Source organism: Rhizobium sp. SG_E_25_P2 (genome assembly GCF_029892285.1).
GTDB lineage: Bacteria > Pseudomonadota > Alphaproteobacteria > Rhizobiales > Rhizobiaceae > Rhizobium_E.
Genome location: NZ_JARXVM010000004.1, coordinates 87961 through 106868, shown reverse-complemented (window position 1 = coordinate 106868; position 18908 = coordinate 87961). Strand labels below are relative to the sequence as shown.

Sequence of the window (18908 nt, the reverse complement as noted above, 5' to 3'; positions counted from 1 at the left end):
CTAAATCTGGTCCGCGCCGATTGCCGTGAGCGCGGCGCGGGCCACGTCGAGATCCTGGTCGCCCGTGCCCGACCCCACGCCGATGCCGCCGACCAGCACGCCGTCGAAACGGATCGGCAATCCGCCCGGCAGATTGGCTGTGCCGCCCTTGGTCGCCAGACCAAAGGTCACGCTGGTCTCAAAAGCCTGATGGCCGGACGGAGCATTGTGAGAGGCCGAGAACCGCGCCTTGCCGGTTGCCGTGTCGATCGACAGATATTTCGCGCCATCCATGCGAATACCGGCCAGAAAAACGCCGCTTGTATCGACGATGACGATGTTCTGGGGAATGCCTATCTCCTCGGCCTTTGCGACGGCGGCGGCGAGCGCGGCCATGGCGCCGGCATGCGACAGCGACAGGGTCTGGCGAACAGGATTCATGGATCTTTCCTTCTCAGGCGCTTTCGCGCAACACGACGCGATAAGGCGTCAGGATCAGTTCATCGGCCGCGCCATCCGCCCCTGACTGCAGAGAGCGCAACACCCGCTCAGCCGCCAGACGACCGATACCGTAACAGTCGACATCGACGGTGGTGATGCGCGGAAAACAGGAAGCGGAAATCTCGTAGTCACCGAAACCGGCAATGGCGATGTCGCCGGGCACCTTCATGCCGCGCCGCTGACATTCCATCAGCGCTCCGAAAGCGGAGAGGTCAGAGACGCAGAGCACAACGTCGGTGTCGGGCCAGCGCTCCAGCACCGAGGCGATCGCCTGACTGCCCTGCTCCGTCGAGATCGGCGGGATGCCGAAGGAAATCACACGTCCCTGCGGCAGGCCCATCTCGGCCAGCGCCTTGAGAAAGCCTTCCTTGCGCTGGTTGCCGCGCGTATCCCGCTCGGTCGTACCGCCGATATAGGCGAATTTTTTATAGCCGCGCTGAGAGGCCAGCGTCCGGACCAGCGTGGCCATCGCCTCGCTGTTGGAAAAACCGACCACCTGATCGATCGGATCTGTCGGCAGCTCCCAGGTCTCGACCACTGGAATCCCTGCATTTTCGAGCATCTTGCGGGCGCGCGGCGTATGAGCGCCACCGGTCAGCACGATGCCCTCCGGACGTCGCCGCAGCATGGATTCAATCAGCGTTTCCTCTTTTTCCATCGAATATTCGGTGTAGCCGAGAAGGAGTTGAAGGCCGCTTTTTTCGAGCGCGTCGGTGAGGCCGCGCGCGGTGTCGGAGAAGTTGGAGTTGTTGATCGAGGGCACCAAGGCGGCGATGAAACCGGTGCGGCCTGAGGACAGGCTGCCCGCCGATTGGTCGAGCACATATCCCAATGCGTTGACGGCGGCGTCGATCCGCTCGCGCAACTCCCGGGACACTCTGGGATCGTTGCGCAATGCCCGCGAGACGGTCATGGCGGAGACGCCGGCATGGCGCGCGACATCGGCCATGGTGGCCTTTCCAGGAGCGACCTGCTGGCGTTGCAGCTTCGCGGGCGGCGGAGATTTTTTCACGCGTGCGGGCCTCTCGCGATGTGTTTGGCGTTGAACGGCGGGGAGAAAGATCTTGATCTCTGCGCCAATCCGATTATCGATAACATAGATTTTGCATGCGGAGGAGGCAAGCCATGTTTGGGGAGATCGAAGGCGCGGGTTTTGAAATTCTGGATCCGAGATTTAGCGCCTGCTTCGTCGGTCACGCCCGCATCGAGCGGCTCTGGACGGGGGGACGCTGGCTCGAAGGGCCAGCATGGTTCCCGGCCGGGCGCTATCTGGTGTTTTCCGACATTCCGAACAACCGCATGCTGCGCTATGACGAGGCCTCGGGCCAAGTCTCCGAGTTCAGGACGCCGTCGAACAATTCCAACGGCAATACGGTGGACGCTGAGGGGCGGCTGGTGAGTTGCGAGCATCTGACACGCCGCGTCACCCGCACGGGCTTTAACGGTCGAATCGAGGTGATCGCCGATCGCTCTGGCGGCAAAAGCCTGAATTCTCCCAACGACGTCGTGGTCAAATCGGAGGGCTCCATCTGGTTCACCGATCCTTCCTACGGCATCCTGCATGACTATGAAGGCGACTACGCCGAGCAGGAACAGGATGGCTGCCATGTCTATCGTGTCGATCCGGATGGCTCGATCGCGGCGGTCGCAACCGATTTCGAAAAGCCGAACGGCCTGGCCTTTTCTCCCGACGAACGCATTCTCTATATCGCCGACACAGGCGCTTCACATCTCGAAGATGGCCCGCGTCATATCCGCAAGTTCCAGGTCACCGAAGACAATATGCTGGTGGACAAGGGCGTCTTCGCGGTCTGCACCGCTGGCCTGTTCGACGGCTTCCGAGTGGATCGGTCGGGGCGGATCTGGACGAGCGCAGCCGATGGCGTCCACTGCTACGATCCGGATGGAACCTTGATCGGCAAGATCCGCATTCCCGAATTCGTCTCCAATGTCGCCTTCGGCGGCGAAAAGCGCAACCGGCTGTTCATTTGCGGGACGACGTCGCTCTACGCGGTCTATCTGACGGCAAACGGCGCGTCGCTGCCCTGAAAATCAGGCCGACCTTTACGCGTATTGGATTGCTTCAGGCTCACGCATGTGCCGCCGCTTTTTGGTGATCGCGTCGAAGACATGTCGCCAATGGCTGAAAAACAGCAATTGGCCCGCATCCTTGATGATCTCGATCGTCGTCCCCGGCACATTCTCGACAAAGGCGCGGCTATGCGCCAGCGGGATGATGCGGTCGTCGTCGCCGTGAAGGATATGAAACTTGTGCGGCGAACGCCTGGCTTCTTCGACTGCGTTGCGCTGTATGATCAGACATTCCTGACAGAAGCCGGCAACGCCGCGCTTGAGGGCGTCGACCGAACCCTGGGCAATCAAATCGACAATTTCCTGATCTTCAACCGCGCGACTGTCGGCGCGGCCATCCCGACAGCCATGTCGCACGAATTCGGTTGCGTAGGGACTGTCCAGGCAGGCGATCATCGACCAGGCCACGACGGGGAGAACCTGCGGAAAGTGCTTGGCGAGCCGCACCACGAAGCGCTGCCTTTGCGGCAGATCATGGATGAACTCCGGACGCCAGCCCGGCGCCTGTGAAACGCCGATCAAACGGCTGACGCGTTCGGGATAGCGTGAGGCAAAGCGCAGGGCGAACGGCGACCCGGCAGCATGGCTGACGGCGACCACCGACGAAACCCCGCGATGGCGCAGGAGCTCTTCGCAATCATCAGCCGCTTTATCAAGAAGCTCCTCCATATTGGCGTGCTGGAGATAATCGGTCGCGCCCATGCCCGGGCGAAACGGCGCGATGAAGCGCAACCCCTCGGCATGCGCCTGCTTGATTGCCGCCGTTGGCAGTTCCACGCCATAAGGCAGATTGTGAAACATCAGAACAGGCTTTCCGTCCGCGGCGCCTTGTTCGACAAAATCGAGTTGGCGGCCGCTCTTCAGGGAAATCTGTCGCCGGATTTTCATGGGCGCGGCGGGGTTGGCTCTGATATCGCCGCCTTGCCGCCCGTTCTGCGCCGCCACACTGGCGGAAAAGCCGCATAACAGTCTGACGAGCGCAGGAAGGTCGCGCGTCGAGGTCTTGTTTTTGATCGTCTTGATCTGGCTGCGCACTGTATCCAGCGCCACATCACGCTCGACCGCGATATCGGTGAGACGCAAGCCGCTCGCCACCAGCACCGCCACCTGGCATTCCGCATGGGTGAGGCCATAGGCCGCCCGGAAAAGTTCAGTGACGGCTTCGTCAAAGCCGAAGTCGATGATCGACAACAGATACATATGTTCGATACCGCCCGTGACCTCGGCATCGATCCGGCTGATGATAACGCTGGTCTGGCCTTTTCGCGACGGATCAGACTGTCCGGCGATCGCCATGGGCGCGCCCGCTCCATCGCGCCGGAGATAGTCGCGAAGATGTTTCTGCACATCGCCGACGGCGATCAGATTCTTGAGTGACGCTGGAGCTGGCCCGTATTTTGTTGAAGCCATAGCGTTGGCGGCAACCACGGCTTCCGTCTTGGAAACGATATAGGAGGGGTTTGGAACCGCCTCCACAATTGCGGCAAGCTTCTGATGCTGCGTCCGCGCATTGCCGATCCGCTCCTGGATGGAGCGCGCCATGTCGATATGAGACAGCGCCACATCGCTCAGTACGGTTTTCCTATCAAGTGCACTGTCTTCCCCCAGGAATAGCAGCGAATCCAGATTGTCGAATACCCTGTGGAAGTCGCTCGGCGACAAGGTGGCGGCGTAAATCGCCGCGATCAGATCATGCGTGTCCGTCGGCATCTGAAAGGGCTCAAGCCAAATTGATAAATCAGTTGTTCTACATGCCATGACCACAAGACGTGTCAAGGGCGGATCAAGCGCCGACTTTGCGGCCACAGCAAGCTCCTAAGCGAAAAATCCATCGATAAAGCGCTTTACAAGCTGTGTTTCTTGCATATTCTGCGGTGCAGCAACACTGGAGACGCATCCATGGGCCTTCCAATCGACCTCATTCTCAACGCCTCCGACGATATCGCCATCCGTCAAGACCTGACGCTGACAGCGCTCGGAAAGCGGCCGGCTGACAGAGTGATCCGGATTGGCCGCCTGCTCAACGTACATTCGCGACTCTGGGCGGCGGATCAGGAAATCGTCGTCAAAGGTCGTCGCATCGCCTATGTCGGTCCTGCCGGCACCTATCGCGGCGAGGTGACGGAACGGCTGCATTTTCCGGATCTCGCCGCCGTTCCCGGTTTCGGCGAGGTGCACAAACATATAGAAAGCTCGCATCTGACGCCGGAATACGAGGCGGCGATGGTCCTGCCGCGGGGCAACACCTGGACTTGCGAAGCGAGCCATGAATTCGCCAATGTCAATGGCGGCCGCAACACGGAATTCTGGCAGCGCGCCCGCCGGGCTGGATGCACGCACAAGATTTTCATCCAGCCGGGCTCGGCGGTTCCGCCGAGCGGCTGGGAGACATCCGGCGGATATTATGGCTATGACGAGCAAAGCTTGTTCCTGAAGAACGATCTTTCGGTTGTCAGTCTCGACGAGGTCATGGACTGGCCCGCCGTCTGGAATCCGGAAAATCCCTCTTATGACCGGCTCTGGGGGATGATCCGCGCCACGATCGAAAATCGCGGCGTGGTCGAAGGACATGGCTCCGGCCTGATGGAGCCGCATGACGCCAGCGCCTATGCCGCCGCCGGGCTGATGTCGGATCATGAAGTCTGGACCATCGAGGAAGCCTGGGCGAAACTCAATCGCGGCGTCTTTATCGAGATCCGCCCGTTCAACTATCCGGAAGTGCTGCCGGGCCTGCTGCAGGCGGGCCTTGCCGACTGGTCCAACATCGCCTTCACCACCGATGACCGCAGCGCCTCCGACACGCTGCGCCTCGGCGCGAGCGACTACAATATCCGCCACGCCATCGAGCATGGCGTTCAGCCCGAGATCGCCTATCAATGCGCGACGCTGCATCCCGCCCGGCACATGCGGATCGACGCCTGGGTCGGCTCGATCACGCCGGGTCGCTATGCCGACATCGTGTTGCTCGACGATGTGGAGCGCGTGGGCATCGCCAAAGTGTTTTCCGATGGCCAATTGGTGGGAGACAAAGGCGCCTATTGTGGGCCGCCGCTTGCCATCGATTGGCCAGATTGGGCGCGAGATACGATCAATATCGGCCGGGCGCTGACCGAAGACGATTTCAAGATCGTCGCACCGCCCGGGCGCAAGACGATGAACGCCGCGGTGTTGCGTCCCTTCCACTGGAATCAGGAGTTCCTGACCATGGAACTGCCGGCGGATGATGGCGCCGTTCAGCGCGATCCCGCGCGCAAGATCTCCAAATTCTCGGTCATTGATCGCTATTCCGGCAAGGCGGCCCTGGCGTCGATGTTCTGGATCGGCTGCGGCCCTGGCGATCCAGACACCGCGCTTGCCTGTTCGGTCGCGCATGATTCCCATAATGTTTGGACCATCGGCTCCTCGGATGCGGCGATGGCGCTAGCCGTCAACCGCCTGTCCGACAATGGCGGCGGCTGGGTTCTCGCCCGGAAAGGCGAGATCGTCGCCGAAGTCGTCTTCGAGATCGGCGGATTGATGACGGCGCGGCCGGCCGAAGCGCTGGACGCGGACATGCAGCGCTTTCTCGCCGTCGCCGACGCGCTTGACTGGATGTACGAGCCGTCGGTGAACAAGAACTGGAAGCCGGGCTTTCCGGAACATCTGATTTTCGCGACCCTGACCTGCGCGCCCTGGCGTTGGGTGCTGGTGGCGCCGCATGAAAATGCGCCGGACGGTTTCGTCAATGTCCAGACGGGACAGAAACATCCCATCGTTTGGTGATCAATCGGGAGGAAAATATCATGGCGCTCAAAATCCTGCTCGCGGGGGAATCCTGGACCTCGCTCGGCCTGCATCTCAAGGGCTTCTCGCTTTATACGACCGGCGCTTATGAGGAAGGCGGCAAACCGCTGATCTCGGCGCTGGAGCGCGAAGGCCACCAGGTCGACTACATGCCCAATCACCTGGTCCCCGAACGGTTTCCGGTCACTGTCGAGGGCCTGTCCGCCTATGATGTCGTGATCCTCTCAGATATCGGCGCCGACACGTTTCTGCTGCATCCAGACACGCTTCTCAGGTCGCAGCGCCGCCCGAACCCGCTCAAGGTCATGGCCGATTACGTGGCCGCCGGCGGCGGCCTGCTGATGGTCGGCGGCTTCATGAGCTTTTCCGGCTTCGGCGGCAATGCCTGCTACCACAACACTGTGCTGGCCGATGTGTTGCCGGTGCGCATGCTGGGCCATGACGACCGGGTCGAATGCCCTGAAGGCGTGCATCCGACTGTCGGTGCTTCGCATCCGGTCGTTGACGGCCTGACCGGGACTTGGCCGCATTTCCTCGGCTATCAGCGCCTGGTCGCCAAGCAGGACGCCGAAGTGCTGCTATCTGTCGGCGCTGACCCGTTCCTCACGCTGGGACATCACGGTGATGGCCGGACGGCGGCCTTCGCCTCGGATTGCTCGCCGCATTGGGGTTCGCCGGACTTCACCGGATGGACCCATTACGCCGCGTTCTGGAGCGGTCTCGCTCAATGGCTAGCCGGTCGATGACGCCGCGTTCAGCGCATGGACCGATTTTCGCACCACCAGTTCGACCGGCAGGCGACAAACCGGATTGTCCGGTGTGCCGCCAAGCCTTTCGCGCAAGGCCCGCACGGCCTCGCGCGCCAATCCACCGACATCCTGGCGGATGGCGGTGATCGGCGGATCGAAAAAGGCCAGCGGTCCCGCATCATCAAAAGTCACGAGGCCGAGGTCCCTGCCTACGGAGACGGACCTGTTGCGCATGGTTTCGAGAGCGCCGAACAGGAGTTCGTCGCTCGCGATGAAAGCGCCGGTGACCTCGGGGTGCTCCTTGAGCAGCCTGCACAGCGCCTCGCGACCATGGTCAAGGGTATAGGGGCCGAAAAACGCCGCCTCGACGCCCGCTCCTGCCCGCTTCGCCTCGTCCCGGAAACCCGAGAACCGTTCCTGCGAACTCATCAATCCCTCCGGCCCGCCGATAAAGGCGAGCCGCCGATGCCCGAGGGCGATCATATGTTCGGCGGCAAGACGACCGCCGGCGACATTGTCGGAAAACACTTTCGGCGCGGCGACGCCAGCGACGTCTTCGTCGACGACCACCACATTGCTCGACTGGGCGATGGCGGCAGCCAGATCGCCGTCATCGACATGATTGGTGGCGAAGATCAATCCGTCCACGAAATTGCGCCGCAACCGCTCAAGGTAGTGCAATTCGCGGTCCTTGCGGTTGAGGCTCGAATAGAGCATCAGCGCCAATCCCGCCGCATCGGCCTCGCGCTCGACGGCGGCGGCCAGCCGAGCAAAAAACGGATTGTCGATTTCCGGGACCAACAGCCCGATCGTATCGGACCGCCCGCGGCTCAAGCTGCGGGCATAGGGATTGGGCTGGTATTTCAGAGCCTCGATCGCCGCGTCGATGCGCGCCGCGGTGTCGGGCGGCAGCGACAGCGAACCGTTCAGATAGCGCGACACGGTGGCCGGCGACAGGCCCGCGGCTGTCGCGACATCCTGCAATGATGGTGGTTTCACCATATCTCCTCCCCCTCCCGCAGGGCATCACCAGACGATCGGATGCGTCTCCCCGGTCCGGACATTGACGAAGCCCTCGGGCGCGAGCGGCCCCGGCGCGACCAACACCCATCGCCAGGGCGAGCAGGTGAGCGTGGCGAAGGCAAGCCGCTCCGGAAAACCAGGGCCCCATCGCGGCGAAAATGTCGGCTCATACATCCAGTCGATCTTGTCCGCCGCCGCGTACAACGCCTGCATCTCAGCATGCAAGGCTTCCGGCGAACGCTGGGTCATCAGGCCTCCCACCTCATAGCGGACCGTGGCCGCAAGTCGTCCGCGGTCCACAAGCGCCCAACCGCCCTGCATGTCGATCAGCGCATTGACTGCCTTCGCCATCGCCGAATCTGACGATCCGACGACCCAGATATTGTGCTTGTCATGGCCCATGGAACAGGCGAGGGCGCAATCGGGCGTCGACGGACCGGTTCCAAGCCAGAACATGCTGGCGGTCCGCCCCTCGCCGGAAAACCGGTCGACAATCGCGAATTTGGTGACGTTGCGGGCGGCGTCCCGCTGGACCTCGCCTTTTTCCACTGGCAGATCCATGGTGAGAAAATCGTCATGCCAGTGAAAGGGTCTCAACAAGGCTGACGTCATGGTCTTCCGGCCCGGAACCGCCCGGATGGCGAAATCCGCCTCCGTCATGCGCCTGTTGATATGAACAGTGCGGGTCGCCCATTCCGGCCAGGCGATCGTCGGCGTTTTGCCGAGATAGGTCCCGCCTTCCGCAACCAGCCGGCCATCCGCCCAGACCTTGCGGATCGACAGGCTTCGCACGTCGTCGAGCAGGACGATGTCGGCGTAACGCCCTGGCGCAAGCGAACCGACCCAGGGCGTCAACCGCATGTGCCGCGCCGGATTGATCGTGACGCATTGAATGGCGATCTCCGGCGCCAGACCGTTTTCGATCGCAAGCCGGACATTGTAGTCGGTGGCCCCGAGCCGGAGAGTATCGGAGCAGGATCGGTCATCGGTGCAGAAGGCGAATTGCGACCAATCCGACTGTCCGCCCCCGATCAGATCCCGCACCACCTCCGGGAGCGAATGCGGCCGCAACTCGATGAACAGGCCGCGGCGGAGCTTGTCGAGCACTTCCTCGGTCGTCCAGGCCTCGTGATCCGACGCCATGCCGGCGGCGGCGAAGGCGCTGATCTCGGCCGGATCTCGCATGCCGGCCGCATGCCCCTCGACAACGCCGCGTTGCTCGAACGTCGCTCGGATCATGCCCCAGATCCGCTGATGCGACGGATTGCCGGGATCCCAGACCGACGGCCAGTCCATAACCTCGTCCAGCCCCGCCACCATCAGCGAGGACCGCATGAATTGGGTCTGCTCGGCATGGCCATAATGACCGCCGCCCCATTCATAGGCCGTCGGCGGCGTCGCGGAACCCGGCAACGGAAAAATCTTGAGCGGCGAGCCATGCCGGCGCGCGGTCATCCAGAATTCGAGATTGTTCGACCCGTCAACATTGGAAAACTCATGGCTCGCCTCGCAGGTCCAGGTATTGCCGAAGGGCAGCACCATCGCCGCCTCGTATTCCGGCGTCAGATGCGAGCTTTCAATATGTTTGTGAACCTCGCCAAAGCCTGGAACGGCGAAGAGTTCTGGTTCGTGGATATGATCTGCTGCTTCGCCCGACCAGGTCCCGGCGGGACCGACATAAGCGATCCGTCGACCGCTGACGACGATTTCCTGATCATCGAGCCATTCACGGCCATGCACATCCAGCAGCCGGCCCACGCGCAGCACCCGGTCGGCTCGATGTTTTCCCAGCGCGACCAGCGTCAGGCGTTGGCGTATCTTGATCTCGTCTTCGCCATTGATGAACAGATCATCCGGGCCTTCCGTCTCCATTTCGCCCTCGTCGCGCGTCTGTGTTCCGTAATGTCGCTTCGCCGTCGCGGAGCTGCGCTGGCGCGCCGCCGCCTGTCGTTCCACAACGTGGATGGAGTCCGCCGTATCTTTGCATGCACAAATTTTAATCCATTCAAAAAGAAGCGGAATTAATATGCAAACCCACGAGGCGGCCAGTTGACAGTTGCGACTGTCCTATAGTCTAGTACGAGCGCAATGATGTTGTAAATCGCTTTACTGGCATGAAATAATGGCTTCTACACTCATTTTCGGCGCAACGCTCCTAACCGTGGATTCCGAGGACAGAGTTCTCGACGATGGCTGGATCAGCTTTGTCGATGGCCGCATCAGCGGCGTCGGAACGGCGTCCAGCAGGCCCGCGTCGGCTGAATTCGACGAAGCCCTGGATTTTAACGGCAAGCTCGTCATGCCCGGTTTCGTCAACGCGCATACCCATGCGGCGATGGTCCTGTTTCGCGGTCGCGCGGAGGGGCAAAGTCTCTTGACCATGGAGGGCTGGCGCAACGCCATTCGCGAACCCGAACTCGCGATGCTGCCTGAGGATGTTGGACCGGCCGTAGACTTGTCCTGCGCCGAAATGCTGCTTTCCGGCACGACGACCTTTTGCGAGCAGTATTTTTTCGCCGAAGACATCGCCGATGCGATCGGGCGGAGCGGCATGCGCGCCGTCGTCGCCTATGGCGTGGTCCAACTCGGCGACGAGCAAAAGGGCCGCGAGGAAATGGCCAAGGCGATCGCCTTTCTCGAACGTCAGAGGACTGCGGGAGGCAGGGTGATCCCCTGGCTCGGGCCGCATGCCCCCTATGTCGACAATTCCGAAGATCTGCTGAGAGAAGAAACGGCCGTCGCGACGCGTTATGGCGTCGGCCTGCATCTGCATATGGCCGCCGGCCCGGAGGACAATGAAGAAACCATGGCGCGTTATGGATTGACCGCGACCGCCGCGCTTGAACGCGATGGTTTCTTCCAAGCCCGCGTCCACGCCGCCCATTGCCTCGATCTTTCCGACGACGATATCGCCATTTTCGCGCGCGCGCCTCAGGCCTCGGTCGCCCATTGCGCCAGCGCGTCGTTGCGTTCCGGCCGCAAGGGCATTTGTCCGGTGCGGGCGTTGCGCGAGGCGGGCGTCGTGGTGGCGATCGGAACCGACAATGTCGCCGCCAACAATTCCTATGACATGATTGCAGAGATGCGCGTGGCCGGCCTGCTTGCCGGCCATCGCGAAGGCGTGGCGCAAGTGATTTCCAGCCGCGATCTGATCCGCATGGCGACGATCGAGGGCGCCCGCGCGCTGGGACTCGAAGACGAAATCGGCTCTCTCGAACCCGGCAAGGCCGCCGATATCATCGCCATCGACCTTGATGCTCCCGGCTATTCGGATTGCCCAGACATCGCCGCCCTGCTCGTCTATTCCGGCAGCGGCCGCGACGTGCGCGACGTCTGGATCGGCGGCGAACGCCTCCTGAGCGACCGCAGGCTTACCCGCCGGGCCTATGCTGAGATCCGCGCCGATTATCGCAGAGGCTACCGCGCCTTCTGGAACCGCGTTGACGCGCGCCGAGCCGCCGCATGAGCGCGCGCAGGCTGATCCTCGACACCGACGGCGGCGTCGATGACGCGCAGGCGCTGATGATGCTCGCCGGCGCCGGGCGTCCACCCTTCGCCGTCACCACCGTGTTCGGCAATGTCGATCTCGATACAGCGACCGACAACATTCTGGCCGTGCTCGCGACGCTCACGCTTGAACCTCCGGTCTACAAGGGCGCCATAGGCCCGCTGATCGGCAGGGCGGTGAATGCCGCCGATGTGCATGGCGAAGACGGGCTTGGCGGCGCTCCGCGACCGACAATACAGGCAAGGGCGGAATGCGAACACGCCGTCGATTTCTTACGCCGCAGCCTGAAAGATGCGGCGAAAACCGGTGACCTCATCGATCTCCTGATGATCGGGCCGCTCACCAATCTGGCTCTGGCGCTGCGGCTGGATCCGACGATTGCCGACGGCATCGGACGGTTGACGATCATGGGCGGCACCCGCGAGGGCCGCGGCAATATCACGCCTGCGGCCGAGTTCAACATTTACGCCGATCCGGAAGCGGCCGAGATCGTGTTTTCCGCCGGCATGACGATCACGCTCGTTCCCTGGGAAAGCTGTCTTGCCCATTCGCTGACGGGTGAGACGGTCGATGCGCTTTATTCCATCGAGACCGAGGCGAAGGCGGCGCGGCTGTCGCTGGCTTTGGCGAGACATTTGCGCGCCAACGCCATCCGCCGCGGACGTGGCGACCGGATGTTCTTCGTCGATCCCCTCGCGGCGGCGGTTGTCGTCGAACCGGAGGCGATCATGACGAGCTGGCAGGCCGCAGTCGAAATCGAGCTTGCCCAGGGTCCGGCGCGCGGAATGACGATCGTCGATCCCGCCGGACGAACCCGCAAAACCACGGTCAGGATCGTCGAAACCGTCGACGCCGCCAGGCTTGAGGCCCTTTACGCTCGATCGATAGCGCCCGACGACCACAAATAAGAACCCCAGAAGGAGAACCATATGACACGCCTGACATTTCTCAACACGACCGCGGCGGCGATCGCATTCGCCGCTTTCTCCGGCGCGCTGACCGCGCCCGTTTTCGCCGAGGATTACACCAAGGACAATCCGCTCAAGGTCGCGCTCGTCCTGCATGGCTCGCTCGGCGACAAGAGCTTCTTCGATTCTGCCGCAGCCGGGATGAAACTCGCCGAGGAAAAACTGCCCGTGACGGTGAAGATCATCGAAGTGGGCTATCAGAAGGACCGCTGGCAGCCCGCGCTCGCCGACGCCGCCGATTCCGATTATGACGTCCTGATCGCCGGCACGTTCGAGATGACCGGCTTCATCGCCGAAATGGCCAAGGATTACCCGGAAAAGAAATTCATCGTCTTCGACGATTCCCCTGATTTCTCCACCGGCTGCTGCGCGAATGTCCTGGGCATCCAGTATCTGACCTCAACCGCTGGCTATCTCGCGGGCTACGCGGCCGCCAAAGTGTCCACCACCGGCACGCTGGGCGAGATCCTCGGCATGGAATTCAAGACGGTGACCGATTTCGCCGTCGGTTTTGAACAGGGCGCCAAGGCGGCAAAACCCGACATCAAGGTGCTGCGCGCCGTCGCCAACACCTTCTCCGACCCGGCCAAAGGCAAGGAACTGGCGCTCGCCCAACTCGGCCAGGGTGCGGATGTGATCTTCCCAATCGCAGGAGCGACCGGCATCGGCGCGTTGCAAGCCGTTCGCGACGCCAAGAAGCTCGGCGTCGGCGTCGACAGCGACCAGGCGGAGATCTTCGCCGCCACCGATCCGGCGCAGGCCGACGTGATCTTCACCTCGGTTGAGAAGAAGGTCGGCCAGTCGCTCTATCTCGCGCTTGAGGAGACGATCGCGGGCAAAGCGCCCTATGGCACGATGGAGCTTCTCGGCCTCAAGGAAGGCGCGGTAGCGATTTCCAAGAACGCCTATTATGAAAAGATCGTGCCCGCCGACGTGCGCAGCGAAGTCGATGCGCTCGAAAAGAAGATCGCATCGGGCGAAATCACGGTCGAAACGACGATGAAGTGATGCGGATTGAGCCGGTGCCCTGATCGTGGGCGCCGGCTCGACCGATCATTCGGGGGACTGCAGACATATGGAAGCCTTGCTCGAAGCGCGCGGTATCTGGAAAACTTATCCCGGCGGGGCCGTCGCAAATCAGGATGTCGAACTGACCGTGATGCCGGGCGAGGTGCATGCCGTGGTCGGCGAGAACGGCGCGGGCAAATCGACGCTGATGAAAATCCTGTTCGGCATCGAACAACCGGACAAAGGCGTGCTCATGCTCGACGGCAAGCCGGTGGCGTTCCCCAATCCGAATGCGGCCATAGCCGCGGGCGTCGGCATGGTGTTCCAGCATTTCTCGCTGGTGCCGTCCTTCTCCGTCTATGAAAACGTGGTGATGGGATCCGAGCCGAAACGCGGCCTGCGCTTCGACCGCAAGCAGGCGATCGCCGAAGTCCAGGCGCTTTCGGAGAAATTCCGTCTGACTGTAGATCCCCTTCCCCCGGTCGGCTCGATCCCGGTCGGTCAGCAGCAGCGTGTCGAAATCCTGAAGGCGCTCTATCGCGACGCCCGCATTCTGATCCTGGATGAGCCAACCGCCGTCCTTGCACCACAGGAAGTGGAGGAACTGTTCGCCGCTGTCCGCTCGCTTGTGGCCCAGGGCCGCACTGTCATTTTCATCGCCCACAAACTGCCGGAAGTGCTGGATATTTCGGACCGCATCACCGTGATGCGCGGCGGCCGCACGGTCGCACAGGTCAAGACCCGCGATATCACCGAGAAAGAACTCGCCACACTGCTGGTCGGTCGAGACGTGGCGCTCAAGGTTGACCGCGCCGCTACCGCGAAAGACAAGGTCGCGCTGGAAGTCGCCGGTCTCTCGGTCGCCAAGGAAAACGGCAAACCCGCTTGCAGGAACATTGATTTCCGGCTCCGCGCCGGCGAAATCGTCGGGCTTGTCGGGATCGAAGGCAATGGACAGCAAGAACTCATGGAGGCCGTCGCCGGTCTCCGTCCGGCGCAAGCCGGCGCGGCGTTGCTCGACGGGGAAGATATTCTCGGCGCCCCGGTCCGGCAGCGGCGAGCGGCGGGGCTTGCCCATATCCCGCAGGATCGCATCGCCGAGGGCCTGGCGGTCGGCGCGACGCTCGCCGAGAACATGGCCGCCACCCGTCTCGACGATACGGCCTTCGCCCGCTACGGCCTTCTCGATCTCACGGCGATCGAAAAGAACGCCGTGGATCTGATCGAGAAATTCGCCATTCGCGCCACTGGCTCCCAAGCTGCAGCCGGAACGCTTTCTGGCGGCAACATGCAGAAAGTGGTGGTGGCGCGCGAGCTGATGGAGCAGCCGAAAGTGCTGCTCGTGTCGCAGCCGACGCGCGGCGTCGACCTCGGCGCGACGCAGTTCATTTGGAAAACCATTACGGAAGCGCGCGACAAGGGAGCCGGCGTGTTGCTGAGTTCGGCGGATCTTTCGGAATTGATGGCGCTGTCCGACCGCTTTCTGGTCTTCTACCACGGGGAAATCGTCGCCGCCCTTGAGAATGGCGAAGACGTCACATCCACGGCGCTGGGGAGCTATATGTTGGGACTGGACCGCCAGAGCGCGGCGGAAATCAGGGCGGGCTCGCTATGAGCGCTGGAAACAACACACTCTCAGGCAACATATGGCGGGAGACGCTCCGCGCCGTGACTGCGCTATCGATAGCGCTCATCATCGCCTTCCTCATCGTTGTCGCGACATCCGACACGCCCGTCGAGACTTTCGGGACCTTTCTGAGCGGGCCGCTGACCTCGAAGCGAACCATCGGCCTTTGGGTGGACGAAATCGCCAAGCTCACAGTGACCGGTCTCGCCTTCAGCCTCGTGTTCCAGGCCCGGCAATTCGCCATGGGCGTGCAGGGCCAGGTCTATATCGGCGGCCTGTTTGCCGCGCTCGTGGCCTTGTCGCCGGCCGGCGCGACCTGGGTCGGACTGCCGCTGGCCGTCATCGCCGCCATGATCGGCGGAGCGATGTATGGCTTCATCCCCGGCTACGCCAAAGCGCGGCTGGGCGCCAACGAGATCGTGTCGTCCTTGATGCTGAATTACATCGCGATCAATCTGGTGACCTATCTTGCACGCGGCCCGCTGGTTGCGGGTCCCGGCCTGCTGGCGACAGCCGATTTCCCCGACAGTTCGGTATTTCCCGCGCTCTTGGCGCGGACCCGGATCGATCTTGGCCTGGTTCTGGCGCTATTGGCGGTGGCGGCGGCCTGGTTTGCGCTTTACCGCACCACATGGGGGCTCAAATTGCGGTTGGTCGGCCACAACGCCCGTTTTGCCGAATATGCCGGCATCAAGGCGACCTTCATCATGGTGTCGGCCATGACGGCGTCCGGAGCGCTTGGCGGCCTGCTCGGGGCGATGTTCGTGCAGGGTCAGGCCTATGGAAAGCTCACGGTGCTGTTTGAGGGCAATCTCGCTTTTGAGGGCATCCTCATCGCCATCGTCGCGAAAGCCAGACCGCTCGCCGTGCCCGTCGTGGCGATCTTCTATGGTTATCTCAGGCAGGGCGCTTTGATCATGGGCATCCGCACCGATGTTCCCACCGAAGTGATTTCGGTGGTGCAGGCGATCATCATCCTGCTCGTCGCCTCCTCCTTCACCCTCAACGGCAAGAAGCTGGTGTCGCGGCTGATCGGCCGGCCAGCGTCCGATGCGAGCGAGGCAAAGGCATGATCGATCTGCTCGCGGCCATGTTTTCCTACGCCTTTTTCGTCACGGTCGTCAGGGCCTCGACGCCCTTGCTGTTTGCAACTCTCGGCGGCCTGATCTCCGACCTCTCGGGCGCTCTCAATGTCGCGCTCGAAGGCATGATGCTGATCGCGGCGTTGACGGCCGTGGTCGTCTCCGTCTACGCGCCCTGGTATGTCGCGGTCGGCGCGGCGGTGTTGATCGGCTCGCTGTTTGGCGGCGTCATCGCCTTCTTTCATCTGAAACTCAAAGCGGACATCATCCTCGCCGGTTTCGCAATCAACATACTGGCCGCCGGCGGCACCGTCTTTGCGCTCTCCATCGCCACCGGCGGCGACAAGGGCACCTCGATCAATCTGGCGTCCAAGGCCATTCCGGCGCTCGATCTGTCCTTCCTTTCGGCCATCCCGGTGATCGGCGGGGTGTTATCCGGCATGCTTTCGGGTCATTCGCTGCTGAGCTGGCTCGCCGTGCTGTCCGTGGCGGTGCTCTGGTTCTTCCTCTATCACATGCCGCAAGGGCTCTGGCTGCGGGCGGTCGGCGAATACCCCGCCTCGCCGCAAGCCGCTGGCATCGCGGTCGACAAGGTCAGGGTCTGGGCGCTTGTGGCGTCAGGCGCATTTGCCGGTCTCGGCGGAGCGCAGCTCGCGATGTTCAACTATATCGGCTTCACCCGCGACATGACCGCAGGCCGCGGCTTCATCGCGCTGGGGGCGGTGCTGCTCGGCGCGCGCCATCCGGTCGGCGCCATGCTCGCCGCGCTGCTGTTCGGAGTATTCGAGGCGCTGTCGATTGTCATGCCGGGAATCTTCGCCTGGATTCCGGCCGAACTGGTGGTCTCCATTCCCTTTCTCGTCACGGTTTTCGCGCTGTTTCTGTTCAGCTACCGCGCCATGCGCGCACGGCGCCAGGCAGAAGCCAAATCGGCATGAGGGAACGGCGGCGCCCCGCCGCCGCTACACCACCCGCGCCAGATATTCGAACAGCCGCGCCACGGCCTCCGCGCCCGGATCGGCGTGCCCCACCAATTGCTTGGCGTTGATGTAGGCGGCGCGGCCGGCCTTGGCTTTGACCAGCGTCGCCGTGTGGTTCGCCCCGCCCCGGGCCGCCTCGGCGGCGGGACCGAAACCTTGCTCCAAGGCGTCGAGAGCCGGCGCGAGCGCATCGATCATGGTGCGGTCGCCGACACGGGCGCCGCCGATCTCCTGCATGCGCAGCAAACCGGCTTTCAGCGCCTCGCGCAGCGGCAGGCCGCTTGATGCGCCGTCGCCGGCAGCGGCGAAGAAGATCGCCAGCAACACGCCGGACGAACCGCCCATCGTCTGGCTGAGTTCGAGCCCGATTGCCCGGAGCAATTGGGTGTGATCGGAAAGAGGCAGCCGATCCATCGCCTTGACCAGCGCGCGCGCCGCGCCCGCAAGCGTCGAGCCTGTATCGCCATCGCCGGAGCGGGCGTCGAGCGCGTTCAGATCCTGCTCGCAGGCGATCAGCACATTGCAGCATTCGGTAAGGAAAGCCCGCGTCGGCGCATGGTCGGAGGCAAGCGGCATCACCGGCGCCAGCCCGTCCGGCAGGGCGATCACATTGACAGGGCGAACCGGCGACAGGCCTGGCCAGGCGGAAGGCCCGACAGGGCGCGCCAGCGCCGCAATTTCACTCTCATCGGCCGGATAGAGCGAGATGGAAAAGCCCCGCATATCCAGCGAGGTCATCATCGCTGCGGGTCCGACGACATGGCTGATATCAGCGCCGATTGCGGAACGGATCAGTTCATGGGCGAGCACCGACATTTCCAGCACGGAAGCGCCGCCGAGATTGTTGATCAGCGCCACATGGCGCGCCTTGCCGATCGCGGCTCCAAGTTTGCCGGTGACAGCAGCCATCGCCGATTGCGCGCCGGAGAAATCCACCTGTTCAACCCCGGCCTCGCCGTGAATGCCGAGCCCCAGTTCCGCCATGCCGGCGGGAATGCGATCTTCCTTGGGCGAACCCGGCACCGTGCAGGTGTCGAGCGACATGCCGATGCTCTTGACGCCGGCGATCACTTTACGCGCCGCCGCAGCGACTGTTTCGAGATCCGCGCCGTCTTCTGCGAGCGCGCCGGCGATCTTGTGAACGAACAGCGTGCCAGCGACGCCGCGCGCCTGCGGCAGATCCGGCAGCGCGATGTCGTCATCGACAATGACGATTTCGACACTGAGGCCGAAGGCGCGGGCGCGTTCGGCGGCGAGACCGAAATTCAGCCGATCGCCGGTATAGTTCTTGACGATCAGCAGGCAGCCTGCCGGTCCGGTCACCGCAAGGATGCCGGCCAGCACCGCATCGACGCTCGGCGAGGCGAAAACGTCGCCGCAAACAGCCGCCGTCAGCATGCCCTCGCCGACGAAACCTGCATGGGCAGGCTCATGGCCCGAGCCGCCGCCCGACACCAAGGCTACCCTGGACTTGTCCCAATCGGCCCGCACCACGACACGGATATGCGGATAGCCGTCGAGCCGGGCGAGCGGCACGGAGGATGTGGCCAAAAGGCCATCCACGGCCTCGGTGACAACCTCTTCCTTCTTGTTGATGAACTGCGCCATG

At 62.8% G+C, this 18908-nt stretch carries 15 protein-coding genes; 9 read left to right on the top strand and 6 right to left on the bottom strand.

Annotated elements, in window-relative coordinates:
- Both M2360_RS07990 and M2360_RS07985 read right to left on the bottom strand, forming a co-directional pair.
- The gene (locus M2360_RS07990; protein WP_280774237.1) at positions 1-420 is read right to left on the bottom strand and encodes a heme-binding protein; all 420 of its coding nucleotides are present in this window, start codon (positions 418-420) and stop codon (positions 1-3) included.
- A 13-nt stretch (positions 421-433) separates the two neighbouring features.
- Positions 434-1429 (bottom strand): LacI family DNA-binding transcriptional regulator, encoded by a 996-nt coding sequence (locus M2360_RS07985; RefSeq protein ID WP_280774236.1) that lies wholly within the window; start codon positions 1427-1429, stop codon positions 434-436.
- A gap of 176 nt (positions 1430-1605) precedes the next feature.
- Between M2360_RS07985 and M2360_RS07980 the strand changes: the two genes are divergently transcribed.
- Positions 1606-2529 carry an SMP-30/gluconolactonase/LRE family protein gene (locus M2360_RS07980; protein WP_280774234.1) on the top strand — a complete coding sequence of 308 codons (924 nt, stop codon included), beginning with the start codon at positions 1606-1608 and terminating at the stop codon, positions 2527-2529.
- A gap of 15 nt (positions 2530-2544) precedes the next feature.
- Here the strand turns inward: M2360_RS07980 and M2360_RS07975 are convergent, their stop codons facing one another.
- Positions 2545-4281: an alpha/beta hydrolase gene (locus M2360_RS07975; protein WP_280774233.1), complete on the bottom strand. Its 1737-nt coding sequence runs from the start codon at positions 4279-4281 to the stop codon at positions 2545-2547.
- 189 nt (positions 4282-4470) lie between these two features.
- On the opposite strand from M2360_RS07975, the gene M2360_RS07970 reads away from it, so the two are divergent.
- Together M2360_RS07970 and M2360_RS07965 are read left to right on the top strand one after the other, a co-directional pair.
- Positions 4471-6333, top strand: a complete 1863-nt coding sequence (locus M2360_RS07970) for an adenine deaminase C-terminal domain-containing protein (protein WP_280774231.1) — start codon at positions 4471-4473, stop codon at positions 6331-6333.
- Between the two features lie 20 nt (positions 6334-6353).
- On the top strand, positions 6354-7100 hold the full coding sequence (locus M2360_RS07965) for a glutamine amidotransferase (RefSeq protein ID WP_280774229.1): 747 nt from the start codon (positions 6354-6356) through the stop codon (positions 7098-7100).
- Here M2360_RS07965 and M2360_RS07960 read toward each other — a convergent pair.
- On the bottom strand, positions 7086-8105 hold the full coding sequence (locus M2360_RS07960) for a LacI family DNA-binding transcriptional regulator (RefSeq protein ID WP_280774227.1): 1020 nt from the start codon (positions 8103-8105) through the stop codon (positions 7086-7088). The two genes, M2360_RS07965 and M2360_RS07960, sit on opposite strands and share 15 nt — an antisense overlap.
- 24 nt (positions 8106-8129) lie before the next feature.
- A complete protein-coding gene (locus tag M2360_RS07955) occupies positions 8130-9998 on the bottom strand; it encodes an adenine deaminase C-terminal domain-containing protein (RefSeq protein WP_280774226.1) in 1869 nt (622 codons plus the stop codon).
- Between the two features lie 250 nt (positions 9999-10248).
- On the opposite strand from M2360_RS07955, the gene M2360_RS07950 reads away from it, so the two are divergent.
- The 6 genes from M2360_RS07950 to M2360_RS07925 all read left to right on the top strand — a co-directional run bounded on the left by M2360_RS07950 (position 10249) and on the right by M2360_RS07925 (position 17257).
- Positions 10249-11592, top strand: a complete 1344-nt coding sequence (locus M2360_RS07950) for an amidohydrolase (protein ID WP_280774224.1) — start codon at positions 10249-10251, stop codon at positions 11590-11592.
- Positions 11589-12542, top strand: coding sequence for a nucleoside hydrolase (locus tag M2360_RS07945; RefSeq protein WP_280774221.1), 954 nt, complete (start codon positions 11589-11591; stop codon positions 12540-12542). The genes M2360_RS07950 and M2360_RS07945 overlap by 4 nt, the downstream gene beginning before the upstream one ends.
- A 21-nt stretch (positions 12543-12563) precedes the next feature.
- A complete protein-coding gene (locus M2360_RS07940; RefSeq protein WP_280774220.1) occupies positions 12564-13610 on the top strand; it encodes a BMP family ABC transporter substrate-binding protein in 1047 nt (348 codons plus the stop codon).
- 67 nt (positions 13611-13677) lie between these two features.
- Positions 13678-15225, top strand: coding sequence for an ABC transporter ATP-binding protein (locus tag M2360_RS07935; RefSeq protein ID WP_280774218.1), 1548 nt, complete (start codon positions 13678-13680; stop codon positions 15223-15225).
- 53 nt (positions 15226-15278) lie between these two features.
- A complete protein-coding gene (locus tag M2360_RS07930) occupies positions 15279-16310 on the top strand; it encodes an ABC transporter permease (RefSeq protein WP_280774217.1) in 1032 nt (343 codons plus the stop codon).
- Positions 16307-17257 carry an ABC transporter permease gene (locus tag M2360_RS07925; RefSeq protein ID WP_280774216.1) on the top strand — a complete coding sequence of 317 codons (951 nt, stop codon included), beginning with the start codon at positions 16307-16309 and terminating at the stop codon, positions 17255-17257. The genes M2360_RS07930 and M2360_RS07925 overlap by 4 nt, the downstream gene beginning before the upstream one ends.
- Before the next feature lie 24 nt (positions 17258-17281).
- Here M2360_RS07925 and M2360_RS07920 read toward each other — a convergent pair whose 3' ends face one another.
- On the bottom strand, positions 17282-18907 hold the full coding sequence (locus M2360_RS07920; RefSeq protein WP_280774214.1) for a dihydroxyacetone kinase subunit DhaK: 1626 nt from the start codon (positions 18905-18907) through the stop codon (positions 17282-17284).
- Position 18908 lies beyond the last annotated feature (1 nt).